This window comes from Pseudomonas sp. GL-R-19, from assembly GCF_019956375.1.
Taxonomy (GTDB): Bacteria; Pseudomonadota; Gammaproteobacteria; order Pseudomonadales; family Pseudomonadaceae; genus Aquipseudomonas.
The window spans coordinates 43,948-60,494 of the sequence record NZ_JAHBDJ010000018.1 but is presented as its reverse complement, the minus strand read 5'-3'; the positions used below and the strand labels follow the sequence as shown (position 1 = coordinate 60,494).

Here is a 16,547-nt window from a genome sequence, read left to right as displayed (position 1 = left end):
GAATGTGCGACCGTCATCGCGAGCAGGCTCGCTCCCACAGGGGCAAGTCGTATCAGCCCTGTAAAAACGCCCGATGCATCTGTTCCAGCGTTTCAAAGTGATACGCCGGAGCCTCGGCGCTCAACTCTTCGTGGCTGCCGAACCCGTAACCCACCGCTGCCGCGTCCAGCCCGTTGCTGCGTGCGCCGATCAGGTCGTGCTTGCGGTCGCCGATCATCAAGGTGTTGGCCGGGTCCAGGTTTTCTTCGGCCATCAGGTGAGCAATCAGCTCGACCTTGTTGGTCCGGGTGCCATCCAGTTCGCTGCCGTAAATCACCTTGAAGTGTTTGGCAAAATCGAAATGCCGGGCGATTTCCCGGGCGAACACCCACGGCTTCGAGGTGGCGATGTACAGTTGCCGGCCTTGTCCGCCCAGGGTTTCCAGCAGCGGCGTGACACCATCGAACACCCGGTTTTCGTAGAGGCCGGTGACCTTGAAGCGCTCACGGTAGAAATTCACCGCCTCCCATGCCTTGGCTTCGTCGAAGTCGTAGAACTGCATGAACGCCTGCAGCAGCGGCGGGCCAATGAAGTGTTCGAGTTTGGCCAGGTCCGGTTCATCGATACCCAGTTTGCCCAGGGCGAACTGGATCGAACGGGTGATGCCCTCGCGTGGGTCGGTCAGGGTGCCATCGAGGTCGAACAAAACGGTTTGGTAATGCATGTTGAGTCCTGAATAAGAGGGCCGGGTCAAAGCTGGTCGTAACCTTCGGCCAGATGCAGGTCCTTGAGCTTCACGTAGTTCGCTGCGCTGTAGGTGAAAAAGCCGCGCTCCTTGTCGGTCAGCGGGCGGATCTGCTTCACCGGGCTGCCCACATACAGGAAGCCGCTTTGCAGATGCTTGCCCGGCGGCACCAGGCTGCCGGCACCAATGATCACATCATCGTCGACCAGCGCACCGTCCATGACGATGCTGCCCATGCCGATCAACACCCGGCTGCCCACCGAACAGCCATGCAGCATGACTTTGTGGGCGATGGTCACGTCATCGCCGATCAGCAATGGAAAGCCATCGGGGTTGAACGGACCGGCGTGGGTGATGTGCAACACGCAACCGTCCTGCACGCTGGTGCGCGCGCCGATGCGGATGCGGTGCATGTCGCCACGGATCACCGTCAGCGGCCAGACCGAGCTGTCTTCACCGATTTCAACGTCGCCGATCACCACCGCCGAGCCGTCTACAAAAGCGCCTTTGCCGAGCAGCGGCGTGTGGTTCTGATACTTGCGAAGGTTCACGATAGGGTTTCTCTCTGTCGCTGATAGCTGCGGTGAGTGCCGATTGTAATTAAGATGGCTGCATGTTTCTCCAGCCAAGGTATCAACCGTGAGCGTGAACAACCCTCTTTTGCAGCCCTACGACCTGCCGCCGTTCTCCGCCATCCGCGCCGAACACGTACAACCGGCCATTGAACAGATCCTGGCTGACAACCGTGCCGCCATCGTCGAGATCCTCAAGACCCAGGCCAAACAGCCAACGTGGGCCGGCCTGGTGCTGGCGATGGACGAGCTCAACGATCGCCTGGGCGCCGCCTGGAGCCCGGTCAGCCACCTCAATGCCGTGTGCAACAGCGCCGAACTGCGTGAAGCCTACGAGTCGTGCCTGCCGGCCTTGAGCGCCTACTCCACCGAGCTGGGCCAGAACCGCGAACTGTTCCAGGCCTTCGAAGCCCTGGCCAGCAGCCCGGAAGCGGCCGGTTTCGAGGTGGCGCAGAAAACTATCCTGGAACACTCCCTGCGTGACTTCCGTCTGTCGGGTATCGACCTGCCGGAAGCCGAGCAGAAGCGTTACGCCGAAGTGCAAAGCAAGCTGTCGGAGCTTGGCAGCCGTTTCTCCAACCAGTTACTCGACGCCACTCAGGCGTGGACCAAACACATCAGCGATGAAGCCGCCCTCACCGGCCTGACGGATTCCGCCAAGGCGCAAATGGCCGCCGCGGCCCAGGCGAAGGACCTGGATGGCTGGCTGATCACATTGGAATTCCCGAGCTATTACGCGGTGATGACCTACGCCCAGGACCGCGCACTGCGTGAAGAAGTCTACGCGGCTTACTGCACCCGTGCGTCGGACCAGGGACCGAATGCCGGTCAAAACGACAACGGCCCGGTCATGGAAGAAATCCTCGACCTGCGTCAGGAACTGGCCAAGCTGCTGGGTTTCAGCAGTTTCTCCGAGCTGAGCCTTGCGACCAAAATGGCTGAATCCAGTGATCAGGTGCTGAGTTTCCTGCGCGATCTGGCCAAGCGCAGCAAGCCGTTCGCCGCCCGGGATCTGGATCAGCTCAAGGCTTACGCCGCCGAACAAGGCTGCCCGGACCTGCAAAGCTGGGACAGCGGTTTCTTCGGTGAAAAACTCCGTGAACAACGCTACAGCGTGGCCCAGGAAGCCCTGCGCGCCTACTTCCCGATCGACAAGGTGCTCAGCGGCCTGTTCGCCATCGTCCAGCGCCTGTACGGCATCGAAATCGCCGAGCTCAATGGCTTCGACACCTGGCACCCGGATGTCCGCCTGTTCGAGATCAAGGAAAACGGCCAGCATGTCGGCCGCTTCTTCTTCGACCTGTATGCTCGTGCCAACAAGCGTGGCGGGGCCTGGATGGACGGTGCCCGGGACCGTCGTCGTACCGCTGGCGGCGTGCTGCAAAGCCCGGTGGCGAACCTGGTGTGCAACTTCACCCCGGCCGACAGCGGCAAGCCTGCGCTGCTGACCCACGATGAAGTCACCACCCTGTTCCATGAATTCGGTCACGGCCTGCATCACTTGCTGACCCGCGTCGAGCATGCTGGCGTGTCCGGCATCAACGGCGTGGCCTGGGATGCCGTCGAACTGCCAAGTCAGTTCATGGAAAACTGGTGCTGGGAGCCGGAAGGCCTGGCGCTGATTTCCGGTCATTATGAAACCGGCGAACCGCTGCCTCAGGACCTGCTCGGGAAAATGCTCGCGGCGAAAAACTTCCAGTCCGGCCTGATGATGGTCCGTCAACTGGAGTTCTCTCTGTTCGACTTCGAATTGCACGCGACCCACGGCGACGGCCGCAACGTGCTGCAAGTGCTCGAAGGCGTGCGTGACGAGGTCTCGGTGATGCGCCCGCCGGCCTACAACCGCTTCCCCAACAGCTTTGCACATATCTTCGCCGGTGGTTATGCCGCGGGTTATTACAGCTACAAATGGGCCGAAGTGCTGTCGGCCGATGCGTTCTCGAAGTTTGAAGAAGAAGGCGTGCTCAATGCCGACACCGGTCGCGCCTTCCGTGAAGCGATCCTGGCACGCGGCGGTTCCCAGGAGCCTATGGTGTTGTTCGTCGACTTCCGTGGTCGTGAGCCATCGATTGACGCACTCTTGCGCCACAGCGGCCTGAGTGAGGACGCAGCAGCATGAGTGAGGGACCTGTGATTACGAAAAAACGCTTTATCGCCGGGGCGGTCTGCCCGGCATGCAGCGAGCCGGACAAGTTGATGATGTGGAACGAAGACAGCGTGCCACATCGTGAATGTGTGGCTTGCGGTTACTCTGACACTCTCAATGAACAAGGGTTGTCGGTGCCCAAGGAGTTGGGTACGCGGGTTAACACCAGCGCACTCAAACCAGCCGACACCAAGGTTCAGGCGGTTCAGTTTTTCCCGAACCCGAAACTGAAGAAAAAGCCTGACGAACAACACTGAGTGAAAAAAAGCCTCCGTTGCGCAATGCCGCGGGGGCTTTCATTATTCGATGTGAGCGGACTTGAACCAGCTCTTCATCGAACACGCCGCAAACGGGCTCGTGCTGCAATCGCCGTTGGCCAATGCAGTGCGAAGCTTGTCCACGTCAGCCTGCATCATGTAACGAATACCGTCCTTGAAATGGGTGCTGTCACCAAAGCCACCCTGGGTCATTTCGTTCAGTGCCTCTTCCTTGCTCCAGCCCTGGATGACAACCCGGTACATGGCCGCCATCAGGCCAGTACGGTCTGAGCCGTGTTTGCAATGCATCAGCACCGGGCCTTTGGCTTCGGCGGTTTGAATGGCTCGCAAAGCCTTGAGTACATCCGCGTCATCCACATGATTGGTGCGATAGGGCAGCTGTACTTGCGTGATGCCTGGCGTGGACAACCAACTGGAGTCCGCTTCAGGCAGGAAGTTGATCACCGTGCCGACCTTGAGTTTCTCCAACAGCGGCACCGCCCCTTTGTCCGGCAGGGCGCTGCGATAAAGCGTCGGCGACATCTGGAAGAGGTTGTATTGCTTCTCGATAGGTTGAGCCCAGTCTGCCGGACGGTGCGCAGTACTGTCGTCGGCAAACACTGGTGTCTGGCTGAACAGAGCGACCAGCAAAAGGCACAGTGCGGGGAAAAGGCGTGGTAGGAACATGCTCGAGTGACCGTTCAGGAAGAGTCTGGATATTCACAAGCAGCATCATCTCTCACCGGTCAAAGGCCTGTGAGGGTCGTGTGAATGAAATGTGAAACATCGGCGCCCGGGTTGATCGCAGAGGTGCCAAAGCGCCTGGACAGCTTTCAGTAAGCCAGATTTACAATTTGAACTTGATGAACGTTTTGACCAGTTCGTCCAGCCCCGTAATGGTCATCGGACGGGAATGAGGGTAGAGCCTGCGAGTTCGAAAAGTCGCACCATCGTCAAGGGAGGAAGCAATCAGGTGAAAGTCCAGCTCCGGTTGATCTCGATCCTCCATGTCCACTACCTCAATGCTTACTGAGATTTTCGCAGGCGGGAGGGGCGGAACGGGTTGTTCCGGATCAAAAATATCAACCAGGTCGGGAGGGGCCAGAGAAATAAACACCCCAGAGTCCAAGTCAATTACCGTTTGATTGTGGTAAGCGAGAGCAAGTTTGGTAATGGCCCCGACGTCCTTCTCATCAATGCTGTTATCACCGTTGATATTCATATCGGACCACGGATCAAAGTCGAGTTTATGCTCGTCGGTTCCCTCGTAATTAAAATTCAAGCTCATGGTTGTTATGTTGTTGTAGACGTTGTCGGAGAATGGGGTTGTATTATTTTCGGTGTTTTCTCTTATCAACTTTATCGTTATTTCTTTATATTGCGGCATTTGTATTTCTTGTAAAAATACGCCTGCATTTCTGGGCGCCCACATATTAATATCCCTGTTTTTTCAGTCTGCTGCGCATGATCTCCAAGCGCAGCAGATCAGTGTGATTTACTATTTTCTCTACGTGAGGATCAGTCACCGATCACGGATTTTCGAAACCTGCATAAGCTTTAGCCAGCGCCAACAGCTTTGCCTTGTCATCTATATCGATATCACCGTCACCGTCGATATCTTTATTGGCATTGCGGATACTGAACGTTTGTCCGCCATCATACGAGGCTGCCAGAAGCGTAGTGGAATCCACCAGGGCAGTAGTGACTACGGAGTTTTCCGCATCCCAGCCCTCCTGTTTCAATGCAAACTGCATCGATACCAGTACTTCGTCTGGGTCTACAGATGTTGGGCCGAGTTTTTGCAAAAAGATACCGCGACTGTTTAAAACTGACATGAGCAAATCCCTTTGTGAAATATCAATATTCAAGTTTCTTGCAACGGAAATAGTACCGACGCCTTTGCCATGTCAGCCAGACTTTATATGTGTCTCTTGGTTGCTTGGATATAATGTATTCAATATAAAAAAAGCAGATGCCGAACGGCACTGGAGATCTGCCGCTTTTAGCGATACTGTATGTGCATACAGTTATCAGGATTTTGCCATGCACACGCCATTGCCTCCCCGTGGCCGCGGCACCGCCACCAACCCGCACAACCGCTTTGCCCCCAGCCATTCGGTGGCTGAGGACGATGGCTGGTACCAGGAAGTACCGCTCACACAGGGCACCGAGGTGCGCATCGAAACGGCGAAAACCATCATTACCCGCAACACGTCGCCGGACTTGCCCTTCGATCGCTCGATCAATCCCTATCGCGGCTGCGAGCACGGTTGCATTTATTGCTATGCGCGCCCCAGTCACGCCTATTGGGACATGTCGCCGGGGCTGGATTTCGAGACAAAGCTGATCGCCAAGACCAACGCCGTGGATGTGCTGGAGCAGCAGTTGTCCAAACGTGGCTATCAATGTGCTCCAATCAACCTCGGTTCCAACACCGACCCGTATCAACCGATTGAGCGTGAATACCAAATCACCCGCCGAACCCTCGAAGTGTTGCTGCGCTACCGCCATCCGGTCACCATCGTCACCAAGGGTTCGCTGATTCTTCGTGACCTGGATCTGCTGACCGAGCTTGCCAGCCAAAGACTGGTGGCGGTAATGATCAGCCTGACCACCCTGGACGACGAACTCAAACGCATCCTCGAACCGCGCGCTGCAGCGCCCAAGGCCCGGTTGCGGGCGATCCGGGTCATGCGCGATGCAGGCATCCCGGTAGGCGTGTTGTGTTCACCGATGATTCCGATGATCAACGACAGCGAACTCGAAAGTCTGCTCGCCGAGGCCCACGGCGCCGGCGCACAGAGCGCCGCTTACATGATGCTGCGCTTGCCACTTGAAGTGGCGCCCCTGTTCGAGGAATGGCTGGGCACCCACTATCCGCAACGGGCGGCGCATGTGCTGAGCCTGATTCGCCAGAGCCGTGGCGGCGAGCTTTATGACAGCCGCTTTGGTGCGCGGATGCGCGGTGAAGGCCCGCTTGCGGACTTGCTGGCGCAGCGCTTTGCCAAAGCGATCAAACGGCTGGGACTCAATCACCGGGAGGGGTTCAATCTGGACTGCGAAGCCTTTTGTCCGCCGGGTCGCCAAATGTCGTTGATTTGAGGACAATTGACCTATGGTTGAGTACTGAAGATTGCGCTCACGCATTAGGCTGGTCACGGTTTTTGTGACCTGGAACACACGTCCTAGAGCGTTTTATTCAGTTTCAATTAAGATTCGATCGCTACCTTGTTCATCGAGTGACTGATGGGTCGAGATGTTTCGCCTGGATGTTTTTTTACCAGCCACTGGCTTCACACCGGACCACGCGGGATGACTTCCTGACTCCGCCAATGAGGATGAATCATGAGTGACAAGGATAAACAGCCGTTGGCTGCGTCGGCATCGCCCGAACCCGAGGCGGAAACCGCCGATGCAGCGTTGCAGCATATCGTTGACGGTTTTTTGCATTTTCATCATGAGGTCTTTCCCCAGCAGGAAGAGCTCTTCAAAAAACTCGCCACGGCCCAGCGGCCACGAGCGATGTTCATTGCCTGCGCCGATTCGCGCATCGTGCCCGAGTTGATTACCCAAAGCTCCCCCGGCGATCTGTTCGTGACCCGCAATGTCGGCAACGTTGTACCGCCTTACGGGCAAATGAACGGCGGTGTTTCCACGGCGATCGAGTACGCCGTACTGGCTCTGGGGGTGCATCACATCATCATTTGCGGGCATTCCGACTGCGGCGCCATGCGTGCGGTGCTCAACCCGGACAGTCTGGAAAAAATGCCCACGGTCAAAGCCTGGCTGCGTCATGCCGAAGTGGCCAAAACCATGGTGCAGGAGAACTGCAACTGCTCTAGCGAAAGCGAAAGCATGCACATTCTCACCGAAGAGAATGTGATCGCCCAATTGCAGCATCTGCGCACCCATCCGTCGGTGGCCTCACGCATGGCCAACGGTCAGCTGTTTATCCACGGCTGGGTCTACAACATCGAAACCAGCGAAATCAAAGCGTACGACGCCGATCAAGGCTGTTTCCTGCCGCTAAATGGCAGCCTGCCGATTCCTGTGGCGACGCCAAAAGCGCGCTTCTAAATCCTCCTAAATCGTTGTGTGGTTTAGCCGAGGCCGCCGTTCAGGCAGCCTGGCTTTGCCATGGCTGAAGAAAACTTCGGGAGACTCACCATGCGTGCTGCTCGACTCAAAGCTGTTCTGCCACGGGAGCTGCTGGCTTCGGTGGTTGTGTTTCTGGTCGCCCTGCCTCTGTGCATGGGCATCGCGATTGCCTCGGGACTGCCGCCGGCGAAAGGGCTGATCACCGGCATCATCGGTGGCTTGGTAGTCGGCTGGTTGGCCGGTTCACCACTGCAAGTCAGCGGCCCGGCGGCGGGCCTGGCCGTTCTGGTATTCGAACTGGTCCGCCAGCACGGCATCGCCATGCTTGGGCCCATACTGTTGCTGGCAGGTTTTCTGCAACTGGTGGCTGGCCGTTTGAAGCTGGGCTGCTGGTTTCGGGTGACGGCACCTGCGGTGGTATACGGCATGCTGGCCGGGATTGGCGTGCTGATCATCCTGTCTCAGGTGCATGTGATGCTGGATGCCGTGCCCAAACCCTCGGGCCTGGATAACCTGGCAGCCTTCCCGGCGGCACTGGCTCAGGCGTTGCCCACGTTTGGCTGGCAAGCCGGTTTGCTCGGTTTGTCGACGATTGCCGTCATGTGGCTGTGGGAAAAGCTCCGTCCACAATCCCTGCGCTTCGTTCCTGGCGCGCTACTTGGCGTCGGTTTGGCCACGCTTGCCAGCCTGGTGCTGGCGTTGCAGGTCAAACGGGTTGAGGTACCGGCCAACCTGACGGAGGCCATCGATTGGCTAAAGCCGGTGGACATGCTCAACCTGGCTGATCCCGCCTTGCTGATCGCCGCGTTTGCCGTGGCCTTTATCGCCAGCGCCGAAACCTTGCTCTCGGCCGCCGCGGTTGATCGCATGCACAGTGGCCAGCGCTCGGACTTCGACCGGGAACTGTCGGCACAAGGTATCGGCAACATGCTGTGCGGCTTGCTTGGGGCGTTGCCGATGACGGGCGTTATCGTACGCAGTTCGGCGAATGTTCAGGCCGGAGCAACTACACGGTTTTCGACCATTTTCCACGGCCTGTGGCTGCTGGCGTTCGTGCTGTTGCTGTCCAGTGTCCTGCAAAGCATTCCGGTGGCAAGCCTGGCGGGCGTGCTGGTGTACACCGGTTTCAAACTGGTGGACCTCAAGGTCTTTCGCGGTTTGGGCCGGTATGGTCGGGCGCCGATGTTCACTTACGCGGCGACCGCGCTCGCCATCGTTTTCACGGACCTGCTGACTGGCGTGTTGATTGGCTTCGGTCTGACGCTGGTGAAGCTGGCGCTTAAAGCTTCGCGGTTGAAAATCAGCCTGATCGACCTGCCGCAGGAAGGGCAAATGGAATTGCGCCTGACAGGCGCTGCAACCTTCCTCAAAGTGCCGGCGCTGACGCAGGTGCTGGGTAGTATTCCACCAGGCGCGACGGTGCATGTGCCGCTCAATAATCTGAGCTACATCGATCACTCGTGTCTGGAGTTGCTGGAGGAATGGGGTCGGGCGAATGCGGCCAAGGGATCGAAGCTGTTGATTGAATCGCGGGGGTTGAAGCGCAGGCTTGAGGGGCGGGTGCGGACGAATACCGGCGTCGGCGCGACCGGGTAGATAACAGTGTGGGAGCGGGCTTGCTCGCGATGGCGGCGGATCAGTCAACATTGATGTTGAATGACGTGGCCCCATCGCGAGCAAGCTCGCTCCTACAGAGGGATTGTGTTTACCGATGGATCAAGCTGCCGGCTGATCCAGCTCCAGGCCCACGCCCAAACGGCGCGACATGCACGGCCAGCGCTTCCACGCGGCACCGGTGTTCGGGCTGCTGAGCTTGTCGCGGTAGGCTTCCACCGACTCTAGCGCAAAGCTCTCTTCGGTCAACATTTGATCGAACGCGTGATGTACGACTTCGTCCAGTTGGTTGGCAAACTCCTCACCGATCAATTGGTGAGCAATCAGGTTGGCGACAGTCATGTCCAAGGGGATCAGTGGCTGGCCGAAATGCTTGATGTACAGGTCATTGACCTCTTCGACAAACCGGTGCGACAGGTAGGCTTCATCCAGCAGGCTGTCGAGCCCGACATGGCCGGCCATGATGGCTGGCGGCTGGAGGAAGTACTGCTCGGCGATATTCAGCACCGGTTTGATCTGTGACTCAATGCCCGCTTCCCTGGCGACTTCATTGGCTGCATCCAGCAGATCGGGGACTTCTTCGATGTAGGCGGTGACAAATCGCGTCAGTACGCCGTTGGTATCGGTCTCCGGCAATTGGATCGTCGGGTGTAGATGAGGCAGTTTACTTTCCAGCTGACGCGTCAGCAGGCCGGTCTCGGCTTCATGTTGTTGGGCTTTTTGGATCTGCTCGCGCAATGCGGCGGTGTTCATGAAAACTCCAGGAAACAAGGCAATGAAATAGGGAAGACATAACTTAGCTGGCTTACGAAAAATGCTAAGACGCATTTGTCATAATTATTTCATCCTTGATGCATCTGCGTTATATCGATTTGCCACCACTCGTCTGCATCCTTCTCCAATCGTGCCCTTGAACGCAAGTCCCCGCTGTTTCAGATCATTTACGTCATCGCGTTGCGTGGTCGGAGTCGCTGTCTATACTCGCCATTGAATGGAGTTAGCTGATGACGCCCGACTGCATATGCAGCAAGGCCCGGTGCTCAAGTTCGTAGTCTGATGCAGCCGCTCCCTTGCCGCAGGTGAAAGCCGGCGGGATAAAAAGAACGATAAGGGGAACCCGCAATGATGCGACATCCACATGTCTGGATGGGCCTCCTGTTGTGGTCGATTTTCAGTCAGGCGCAAGCGGCCTGGACTGTGAATATGGCGCCTGGAGCGACTGAAATCAGTCACGCAGTATTCGACCTGCACATGACCATTTTCTGGATCTGTGTGGTGATCGGCATCATCGTTTTTGGTGCCATGTTCTGGTCGATGATTCTCCACCGCCGCTCGACCGGGCAGGTGGCCGCCAAATTTCATGAAAGCACCACCGTCGAAATCCTCTGGACCATCGTACCCTTCCTGATCCTGGTGGCCATGGCGGTTCCCGCTACCGCAACCCTGATCAAGATGTACGACGCCAGCGAGCCGGAGATCGATATACAGATCACCGGCTACCAGTGGAAGTGGCATTACAAGTACCTGGGCCAGGACATCGAGTTCTTCAGCAACCTGACCACCCCCCAAGATCAAATCCACAACAAGGAAACCAAGGGCGAGCACTACCTGCTCGAAGTCGACAAGCCATTGGTGCTGCCGGTCGGCACCAAGGTGCGCTTCCTGGTGACCTCCGCCGACGTGATCCACTCCTGGTGGGTGCCGGCTTTTGCGGTCAAGCGCGATGCGATTCCCGGGTTCGTCAATGAGGCCTGGACCCGCATCGACAAGCCCGGCATCTACCGTGGCCAGTGCGCCGAGTTGTGCGGCAAGGATCACGGTTTCATGCCGACGGTGGTCGAGGTCAAGGAAAAGGCCGATTACGAAAAATGGCTGGCCGATCGCAAGGTCGAGGCCGCGCAGCTCAAAGAACTGACCAGCAAGGAATGGACGCTCGACGAACTCAAGGATCGCGGTGACAAGGTCTATCACACCACATGCGTGGCCTGTCACCAGGCCGAAGGTCAGGGCCTGCCGCCGATGTTCCCGGCGCTCAAGGGCTCGAAAATCGCCACCGGACCGAAAGACGCTCACCTGAGCATTGTCTTCCACGGCAAGCCCGGCACCGCAATGGCGGCGTTCGGCAAGCAACTATCGGAAGTCGATATCGCGGCGGTCGTGACCTATGAGCGTAATGCCTGGGGTAACAACAAAGGCGACATGGTCACGCCTAAAGAAGTACTGGAGCTGAAACAGGCGGAAAGCAAATGACCCGGTCTATTGCGCACGTACGGAACCGGTCGGGGCTATGCACCCCGGCCTGCCCAGCCCATCTGTTTGCAGGAGACAGGACATGACTGCTGTAATCGATGAACATGTTCATACCGCCACCGACCACGCCCACGGCCCCGCCAAAGGCTTGATGCGCTGGGTGCTGACCACCAACCACAAGGACATTGGCACGCTGTACCTGTGGTTTGCATTCTCCATGTTCCTGCTTGGCGGCTCGTTCGCCATGGTGATCCGTGCCGAGCTGTTCCAGCCGGGGCTGCAAATCGTCCAGCCGGAGTTCTTCAACCAGATGACCACCATGCACGGTCTGGTGATGGTCTTCGGTGCAGTGATGCCGGCTTTCGTCGGCCTCGCCAACTGGATGATCCCGCTGATGATCGGCGCGCCGGACATGGCCCTGCCGCGGATGAACAACTTCAGCTTCTGGCTGTTGCCGGCAGCGTTCCTGCTGCTGGTATCGACCCTGTTCACCGCCGGCGGCGGGCCGAACTTCGGCTGGACCTTCTATGCACCGCTGTCGACGACCTACGCGCCGGAAAGCGTGACCTTCTTCATCTTCGCCATTCACTTGATGGGGATCAGTTCGATCATGGGGGCGATCAACGTGATCGCGACCATCCTCAACCTGCGCGCCCCCGGCATGACATTGATGAAAATGCCGCTGTTCGTCTGGACCTGGCTGATCACCGCGTTCCTGTTGATTGCGGTGATGCCGGTACTGGCGGGCTGCGTAACCATGATGCTGATGGACATCCATTTCGGCACCAGCTTCTTCAGTGCCGCCGGTGGCGGTGACCCGGTGCTGTTCCAGCATGTGTTCTGGTTTTTCGGTCACCCCGAGGTGTACATCATGATCCTGCCGGCCTTCGGTGCCGTCAGCTCGATCATTCCGGCTTTTTCGCGCAAGCCATTGTTCGGCTACACCTCGATGGTCTACGCCACGGCGAGTATCGCGTTCCTGTCGTTCATCGTCTGGGCGCACCACATGTTCGTGGTCGGCATTCCGTTGGTGGGCGAGCTGTTCTTCATGTACGCCACACTGCTGATTGCGGTGCCAACGGGTGTGAAGGTGTTCAACTGGGCCAGCACCATGTGGCAAGGCTCGCTGACGTTCGAGACGCCGATGCTGTTTGCCGTGGCGTTCGTGATCCTGTTCTCCATCGGCGGATTCTCCGGGTTGATGCTGGCCATCGCCCCGGCGGACTTCCAGTACCAGGACACCTACTTCGTGGTTGCGCACTTCCACTACGTACTGGTGCCGGGGGCGATCTTCGGGATCTTCGCCTCGGCCTACTACTGGCTGCCGAAATGGACTGGCCACATGTACGACGAAACCCTCGGCAAGCTGCATTTCTGGCTGTCGTTCATCGGCATGAACATGGCCTTCTTCCCGATGCACTTCGTGGGGCTGGCGGGGATGCCGCGACGGATTCCGGACTACAACCTGCAATTCGCCGACTTCAACATGGTGTCGTCGATCGGTGCATTCATGTTCGGCGCCACGCAGATCTTCTTCCTGTTCATCGTGATCAAGACCATTCGCGGTGGCCCCCCAGCACCGGCCAAACCGTGGGATGGGGCTGAAGGCCTGGAGTGGAGCATCCCGTCACCGGCGCCGTATCACACCTTCACCACGCCGCCGGAAGTGAAATGAACACTGTGACCCTTGTAGGAGCGAACTTGCTCGCGATGGCCGTCAACGATAACGCTGGAAGCCTGACTCACAACGGCGCTTTCAAGTTTTTCGCGAGCAAGCTCGCTCCTACAGGGTTGTGCGGAAGTCATGGCTGACTCTATTTCGTTGAAAAAACTGGTCACGCGCCTGCTGACCGTGGTGGTGGCGATGTTTGTGTTCGGGTTTGCACTGGTGCCGATCTACGACGTGATGTGCAAGGCGTTCGGCATCAACGGCAAGACCGCCGGGCAGTACGAGGGCGAGCAAACGGTCGACACCTCGCGGCAGGTGCGCGTGCAGTTTCTGTCGACCAACACCGCCGATATGCCCTGGGACTTCTATCCCAAGGGCGAGGAACTGGTGGCCCATCCGGGGGCAGTGAACGAAATGATCTTCATCGCCCACAACCCCACCGATAAGCCGATGAGCGCCCAAGCGGTGCCGAGCATTGCGCCGAGCACCGCGGCGGCGTACTTCCACAAGACCGAATGCTTCTGCTTTACCCAGCAAGTGCTGCAGCCCGGTCAACGGATCGAGATGCCGGTACGTTTCATCGTTGACCGTGACATGCCCAAGGAAGTGAAGCACCTGACGCTGTCTTACACGCTGTTCGATATCACCGCCCGACATCCTCCGGTAGCTGTAAACACTGGCGGCTGAGCGTGCCCGATAAGGAGAACAATAAATGGCAACTCATGAACATTATTACGTTCCCGCCCAGAGCAAATGGCCGATCATCGCCACGCTCGGCATGGTCACCACCGTGTACGGCCTGGCCACCTGGTTCAATGATCTGAAAGCGGCGCGCCCGGAATCCCACGGGCCACTGATCTTTTTCGTCGGTGGCCTGTTGGTGGCTTACATGCTGTTCGGCTGGTTCGGCACGGTGATCAAGGAAAGTCGCAGTGGTTTGTACAGCGCGCAAATGGATCGCTCGTTCCGCTGGGGCATGAGCTGGTTCATTTTCTCGGAGGTGATGTTCTTCATCGCCTTTTTCGGCGCGCTGTTTTATGTGCGTCACATCTCCGGGCCGGCGCTCGGCGGTGAGGGCGCCAAAGGCATCGCGCACATGCTGTGGCCGAACTTCGAATTCGTCTGGCCGTTGCTGAACAACCCCGACTCGAAATTGTTTCCGCCGCCCAAGGAAGTCATCAGCCCCTGGGGCCTGCCGCTGCTCAATACCGTGTTACTGGTGAGCTCCAGCGTAACCGTGACCATCGCCCACCACGCCTTGAAAAAGGGCCATCGCGGCGCACTGAAACTCTGGCTGGCGCTCACCGTACTGTTGGGCTGTGGGTTCCTCACCTTCCAGGCCGAAGAGTACATTCACGCCTATCACGAACTGGGTCTGACCTTGGGCTCGGGCATCTACGGCGCGACATTCTTCATGCTCACCGGGTTCCACGGCGCCCACGTGACCATCGGCACCATCATCCTGTTCGTGATGCTGATGCGGATCATGCGCGGGCACTTCGACAGCGAGCATCAGTTCGGCTTCGAAGCGGCGAGCTGGTACTGGCACTTCGTGGATGTGGTGTGGATCGGGCTGTTCGTTTTCGTCTATGTGCTTTAAAGCAGCTTGCAGGAGCAAGCTCGCTCCTACAGCTACCAAGGGGCATGCGATACCAACTGGCCGCTGAAAAAACCCCAGGCGATCAGACCGAGGGTAAGGGCGGCCAGCGTCACTCGCACACTCAAGGCAATGACGAGGCGGTTTGAGCGGCTGTCGTCCTTGACCAGAAAAAACAGGCCGCTGAACAGGCTGACAACCGTGGCAATCAGCATCAGGACGATGGCTGCTTTGAGCATGGTGAGACTCCGGGGGGAGAAGCGATGCATTTGAGTATAGCTATCGCGATGACCAACTTTCTGGCGACGCCATGAAGCGCTTTCGGCCAGGTATCGTGCCAACGCTGGTGGTGGCGTTGTTGCTGCCGCTGCTGGTGTCTTTGGGGTTCTGGCAATTGAGCCGGGGCGCGGAGAAAAGCGCGCTGCTGCAAACCTACGCCGAGCGCCGTGTCGCCGAGCCGATGGCCAGCACCGAACTGCAACACACGACAGACCCGGCCTTCCGTCGGGTTCACCTGTACGGCCGGTTCGATGCCGAACACAGCCTGCTGCTGGACAACAGTCAACGCAACGGCAGGGTTGGTGTCGAGCTGTTGCAACCGTTTCACGATCAGGCCACCGGACTTTGGCTGCTGGTCAATCGCGGCTGGCTGCCGTGGCCGGAGCGCCGCACACCACCCCAATTCAAGACACCCACCGAAGCGGTCAGCCTCGACGCGTGGGTCTACATCTCCCCCGGTGCGACGTTCCAATTGCACGCAGATCCCACAACGTTGACATGGCCGAAGCTGATTACGGCCGTTGAGCCAACCAGGCTCTGGACTGCGCTGAACCGCGAAGGCTTTGCCTTTGAGCTACGCGCCGAAACCGGCCCCGCCACTTATCAGGCCGACTGGCCGGTGGTGGCGATGGGGCCGGAAAAACACATTGCTTATGCCGTGCAGTGGTTCGCCATGACGATCGCCCTGTTCGGCCTTTATCTCTATCTCGGCTGGCACAACGCAAAGGAGAAACACCATGGGAGCGGCCATGAATCCACCCAGCATGTCTGAGGCGAAACCGTCGGTGAACCGGCGCAAGGGCCGCATGCAACTGCTGCTGATCCTGCTCGGGGTGATCGGTCCGATGATCCTTGCCACCGGCATGTACAAGCTGAATTTCTGGGTGCCCGAGGGCCGCAGTTATCACGGCGAACTGATCGGTAACGGCCAGACCCGTGCCGACATCGGCGTGCAGGCTCAGGAGGATCGCTGGCAGATACTGGTAACGGCGCCCAAGGCTTGTGCGGTGGACTGCCAGCAACTGGTGTATCTGGCGCGGCAGGTCCAGATCGGCCTCGGCCGCGATGCGTCCCGCGCCAGCCATGCATTGGCTGCCGCGCAGACGCTGAACAGCGATTACGAGACTAAACTTCAACGCGAGTACCCGCAGTTGCAACGCTATTCACTGGACTTGCCGACCTACACCAAAGGTGCTCAGAGCAATGACGCGCCGCACCTGTGGATCATCGACCCTCACGGCAACCTGGTGCTGCGCTATGACCCGTCGGTGAAGGGTAAGGACCTGCTCAACGACCTGCGTCACCTGCTGAAACTGTCGAACATCGGATAAGGGCATCGTC

The 16,547-nt window shown here is 58.3% G+C and carries 18 protein-coding genes; 11 read left to right on the top strand and 7 right to left on the bottom strand.

The genetic code is table 11. The features are described 5' to 3' along the window. Window positions 1-52 precede the first annotated feature (52 nt). Both KGA83_RS11125 and KGA83_RS11120 read right to left on the bottom strand, forming a co-directional pair. Window positions 53-703, bottom strand: coding sequence for an HAD family hydrolase (locus KGA83_RS11125; protein ID WP_108218763.1), 651 nt, complete (start codon window positions 701-703; stop codon window positions 53-55). A gap of 26 nt (window positions 704-729) precedes the next feature. Continuing rightward, window positions 730-1,275 carry a gamma carbonic anhydrase family protein gene (locus KGA83_RS11120; protein WP_108218762.1) on the bottom strand — a complete coding sequence of 182 codons (546 nt, stop codon included), beginning with the start codon at window positions 1,273-1,275 and terminating at the stop codon, window positions 730-732. A gap of 88 nt (window positions 1,276-1,363) precedes the next feature. On the opposite strand from KGA83_RS11120, the gene prlC reads away from it, so the two are divergent. Together prlC and KGA83_RS11110 are read left to right on the top strand one after the other, a co-directional pair. Beyond that, window positions 1,364-3,415: an oligopeptidase A gene (gene prlC / locus KGA83_RS11115; protein WP_108218761.1), complete on the top strand. Its 2,052-nt coding sequence runs from the start codon at window positions 1,364-1,366 to the stop codon at window positions 3,413-3,415. Further along, entirely contained in the window at window positions 3,412-3,699 is a 288-nt protein-coding gene (locus KGA83_RS11110) for a YheV family putative zinc ribbon protein (protein ID WP_108218760.1), read from the top strand. The genes prlC and KGA83_RS11110 overlap by 4 nt, the downstream gene beginning before the upstream one ends. Before the next feature lie 42 nt (window positions 3,700-3,741). On the opposite strand, the gene KGA83_RS11105 is transcribed toward KGA83_RS11110, so the two are convergent. The 3 genes from KGA83_RS11105 to KGA83_RS11095 form a co-directional block, all read right to left on the bottom strand. Next, a complete protein-coding gene (locus tag KGA83_RS11105; protein ID WP_108218759.1) occupies window positions 3,742-4,386 on the bottom strand; it encodes a dual specificity protein phosphatase family protein in 645 nt (214 codons plus the stop codon). A 160-nt stretch (window positions 4,387-4,546) separates the two neighbouring features. Further along, window positions 4,547-5,131, bottom strand: a complete 585-nt coding sequence (locus KGA83_RS11100) for a hypothetical protein (protein ID WP_223529720.1) — start codon at window positions 5,129-5,131, stop codon at window positions 4,547-4,549. Between the two features lie 97 nt (window positions 5,132-5,228). Next, window positions 5,229-5,534, bottom strand: coding sequence for a hypothetical protein (locus KGA83_RS11095; RefSeq protein WP_108218757.1), 306 nt, complete (start codon window positions 5,532-5,534; stop codon window positions 5,229-5,231). 208 nt (window positions 5,535-5,742) lie between these two features. Here KGA83_RS11095 and KGA83_RS11090 point away from each other — a divergent pair, with 208 nt between their 5' ends. The 3 genes from KGA83_RS11090 to KGA83_RS11080 all read left to right on the top strand — a co-directional run bounded on the left by KGA83_RS11090 (window position 5,743) and on the right by KGA83_RS11080 (window position 9,393). Next, a complete protein-coding gene (locus tag KGA83_RS11090; protein ID WP_108218756.1) occupies window positions 5,743-6,801 on the top strand; it encodes a PA0069 family radical SAM protein in 1,059 nt (352 codons plus the stop codon). Between the two features lie 243 nt (window positions 6,802-7,044). Continuing rightward, window positions 7,045-7,776, top strand: a complete 732-nt coding sequence (locus tag KGA83_RS11085) for a carbonic anhydrase (protein ID WP_108218755.1) — start codon at window positions 7,045-7,047, stop codon at window positions 7,774-7,776. Window positions 7,777-7,866: 90 nt separating this feature from the next. Continuing rightward, window positions 7,867-9,393: a SulP family inorganic anion transporter gene (locus tag KGA83_RS11080; protein WP_108218754.1), complete on the top strand. Its 1,527-nt coding sequence runs from the start codon at window positions 7,867-7,869 to the stop codon at window positions 9,391-9,393. A gap of 120 nt (window positions 9,394-9,513) precedes the next feature. Here the strand turns inward: KGA83_RS11080 and KGA83_RS11075 are convergent, their stop codons facing one another. Continuing rightward, window positions 9,514-10,164 carry a hypothetical protein gene (locus KGA83_RS11075; protein ID WP_108218753.1) on the bottom strand — a complete coding sequence of 217 codons (651 nt, stop codon included), beginning with the start codon at window positions 10,162-10,164 and terminating at the stop codon, window positions 9,514-9,516. Window positions 10,165-10,533: 369 nt separating this feature from the next. Here KGA83_RS11075 and coxB point away from each other — a divergent pair, with 369 nt between their 5' ends. From coxB to KGA83_RS11055, 4 genes are all read left to right on the top strand, one after another. After that, window positions 10,534-11,661 carry a cytochrome c oxidase subunit II gene (gene coxB / locus KGA83_RS11070; RefSeq protein WP_108218752.1) on the top strand — a complete coding sequence of 376 codons (1,128 nt, stop codon included), beginning with the start codon at window positions 10,534-10,536 and terminating at the stop codon, window positions 11,659-11,661. An 82-nt stretch (window positions 11,662-11,743) separates the two neighbouring features. Continuing rightward, the gene (ctaD, locus tag KGA83_RS11065; RefSeq protein ID WP_103397925.1) at window positions 11,744-13,336 is read left to right on the top strand and encodes a cytochrome c oxidase subunit I; all 1,593 of its coding nucleotides are present in this window, start codon (window positions 11,744-11,746) and stop codon (window positions 13,334-13,336) included. A 129-nt stretch (window positions 13,337-13,465) separates the two neighbouring features. Beyond that, entirely contained in the window at window positions 13,466-14,017 is a 552-nt protein-coding gene (locus KGA83_RS11060; protein WP_108218751.1) for a cytochrome c oxidase assembly protein, read from the top strand. 25 nt (window positions 14,018-14,042) lie between these two features. After that, window positions 14,043-14,930 carry a cytochrome c oxidase subunit 3 gene (locus tag KGA83_RS11055; RefSeq protein ID WP_108218750.1) on the top strand — a complete coding sequence of 296 codons (888 nt, stop codon included), beginning with the start codon at window positions 14,043-14,045 and terminating at the stop codon, window positions 14,928-14,930. Window positions 14,931-14,962: 32 nt separating this feature from the next. Here the strand turns inward: KGA83_RS11055 and KGA83_RS11050 are convergent, their stop codons facing one another. Beyond that, the gene (locus KGA83_RS11050; RefSeq protein WP_108218749.1) at window positions 14,963-15,166 is read right to left on the bottom strand and encodes a twin transmembrane helix small protein; all 204 of its coding nucleotides are present in this window, start codon (window positions 15,164-15,166) and stop codon (window positions 14,963-14,965) included. A 71-nt stretch (window positions 15,167-15,237) separates the two neighbouring features. On the opposite strand from KGA83_RS11050, the gene KGA83_RS11045 reads away from it, so the two are divergent. Both KGA83_RS11045 and KGA83_RS11040 read left to right on the top strand, forming a co-directional pair. Continuing rightward, on the top strand, window positions 15,238-15,978 hold the full coding sequence (locus KGA83_RS11045) for an SURF1 family protein (RefSeq protein ID WP_223529719.1): 741 nt from the start codon (window positions 15,238-15,240) through the stop codon (window positions 15,976-15,978). Beyond that, window positions 15,944-16,537 (top strand): hypothetical protein, encoded by a 594-nt coding sequence (locus tag KGA83_RS11040; RefSeq protein WP_108218747.1) that lies wholly within the window; start codon window positions 15,944-15,946, stop codon window positions 16,535-16,537. Before KGA83_RS11045 ends, KGA83_RS11040 begins: the two co-directional genes overlap by 35 nt. Window positions 16,538-16,547: the final 10 nt, after the last annotated feature.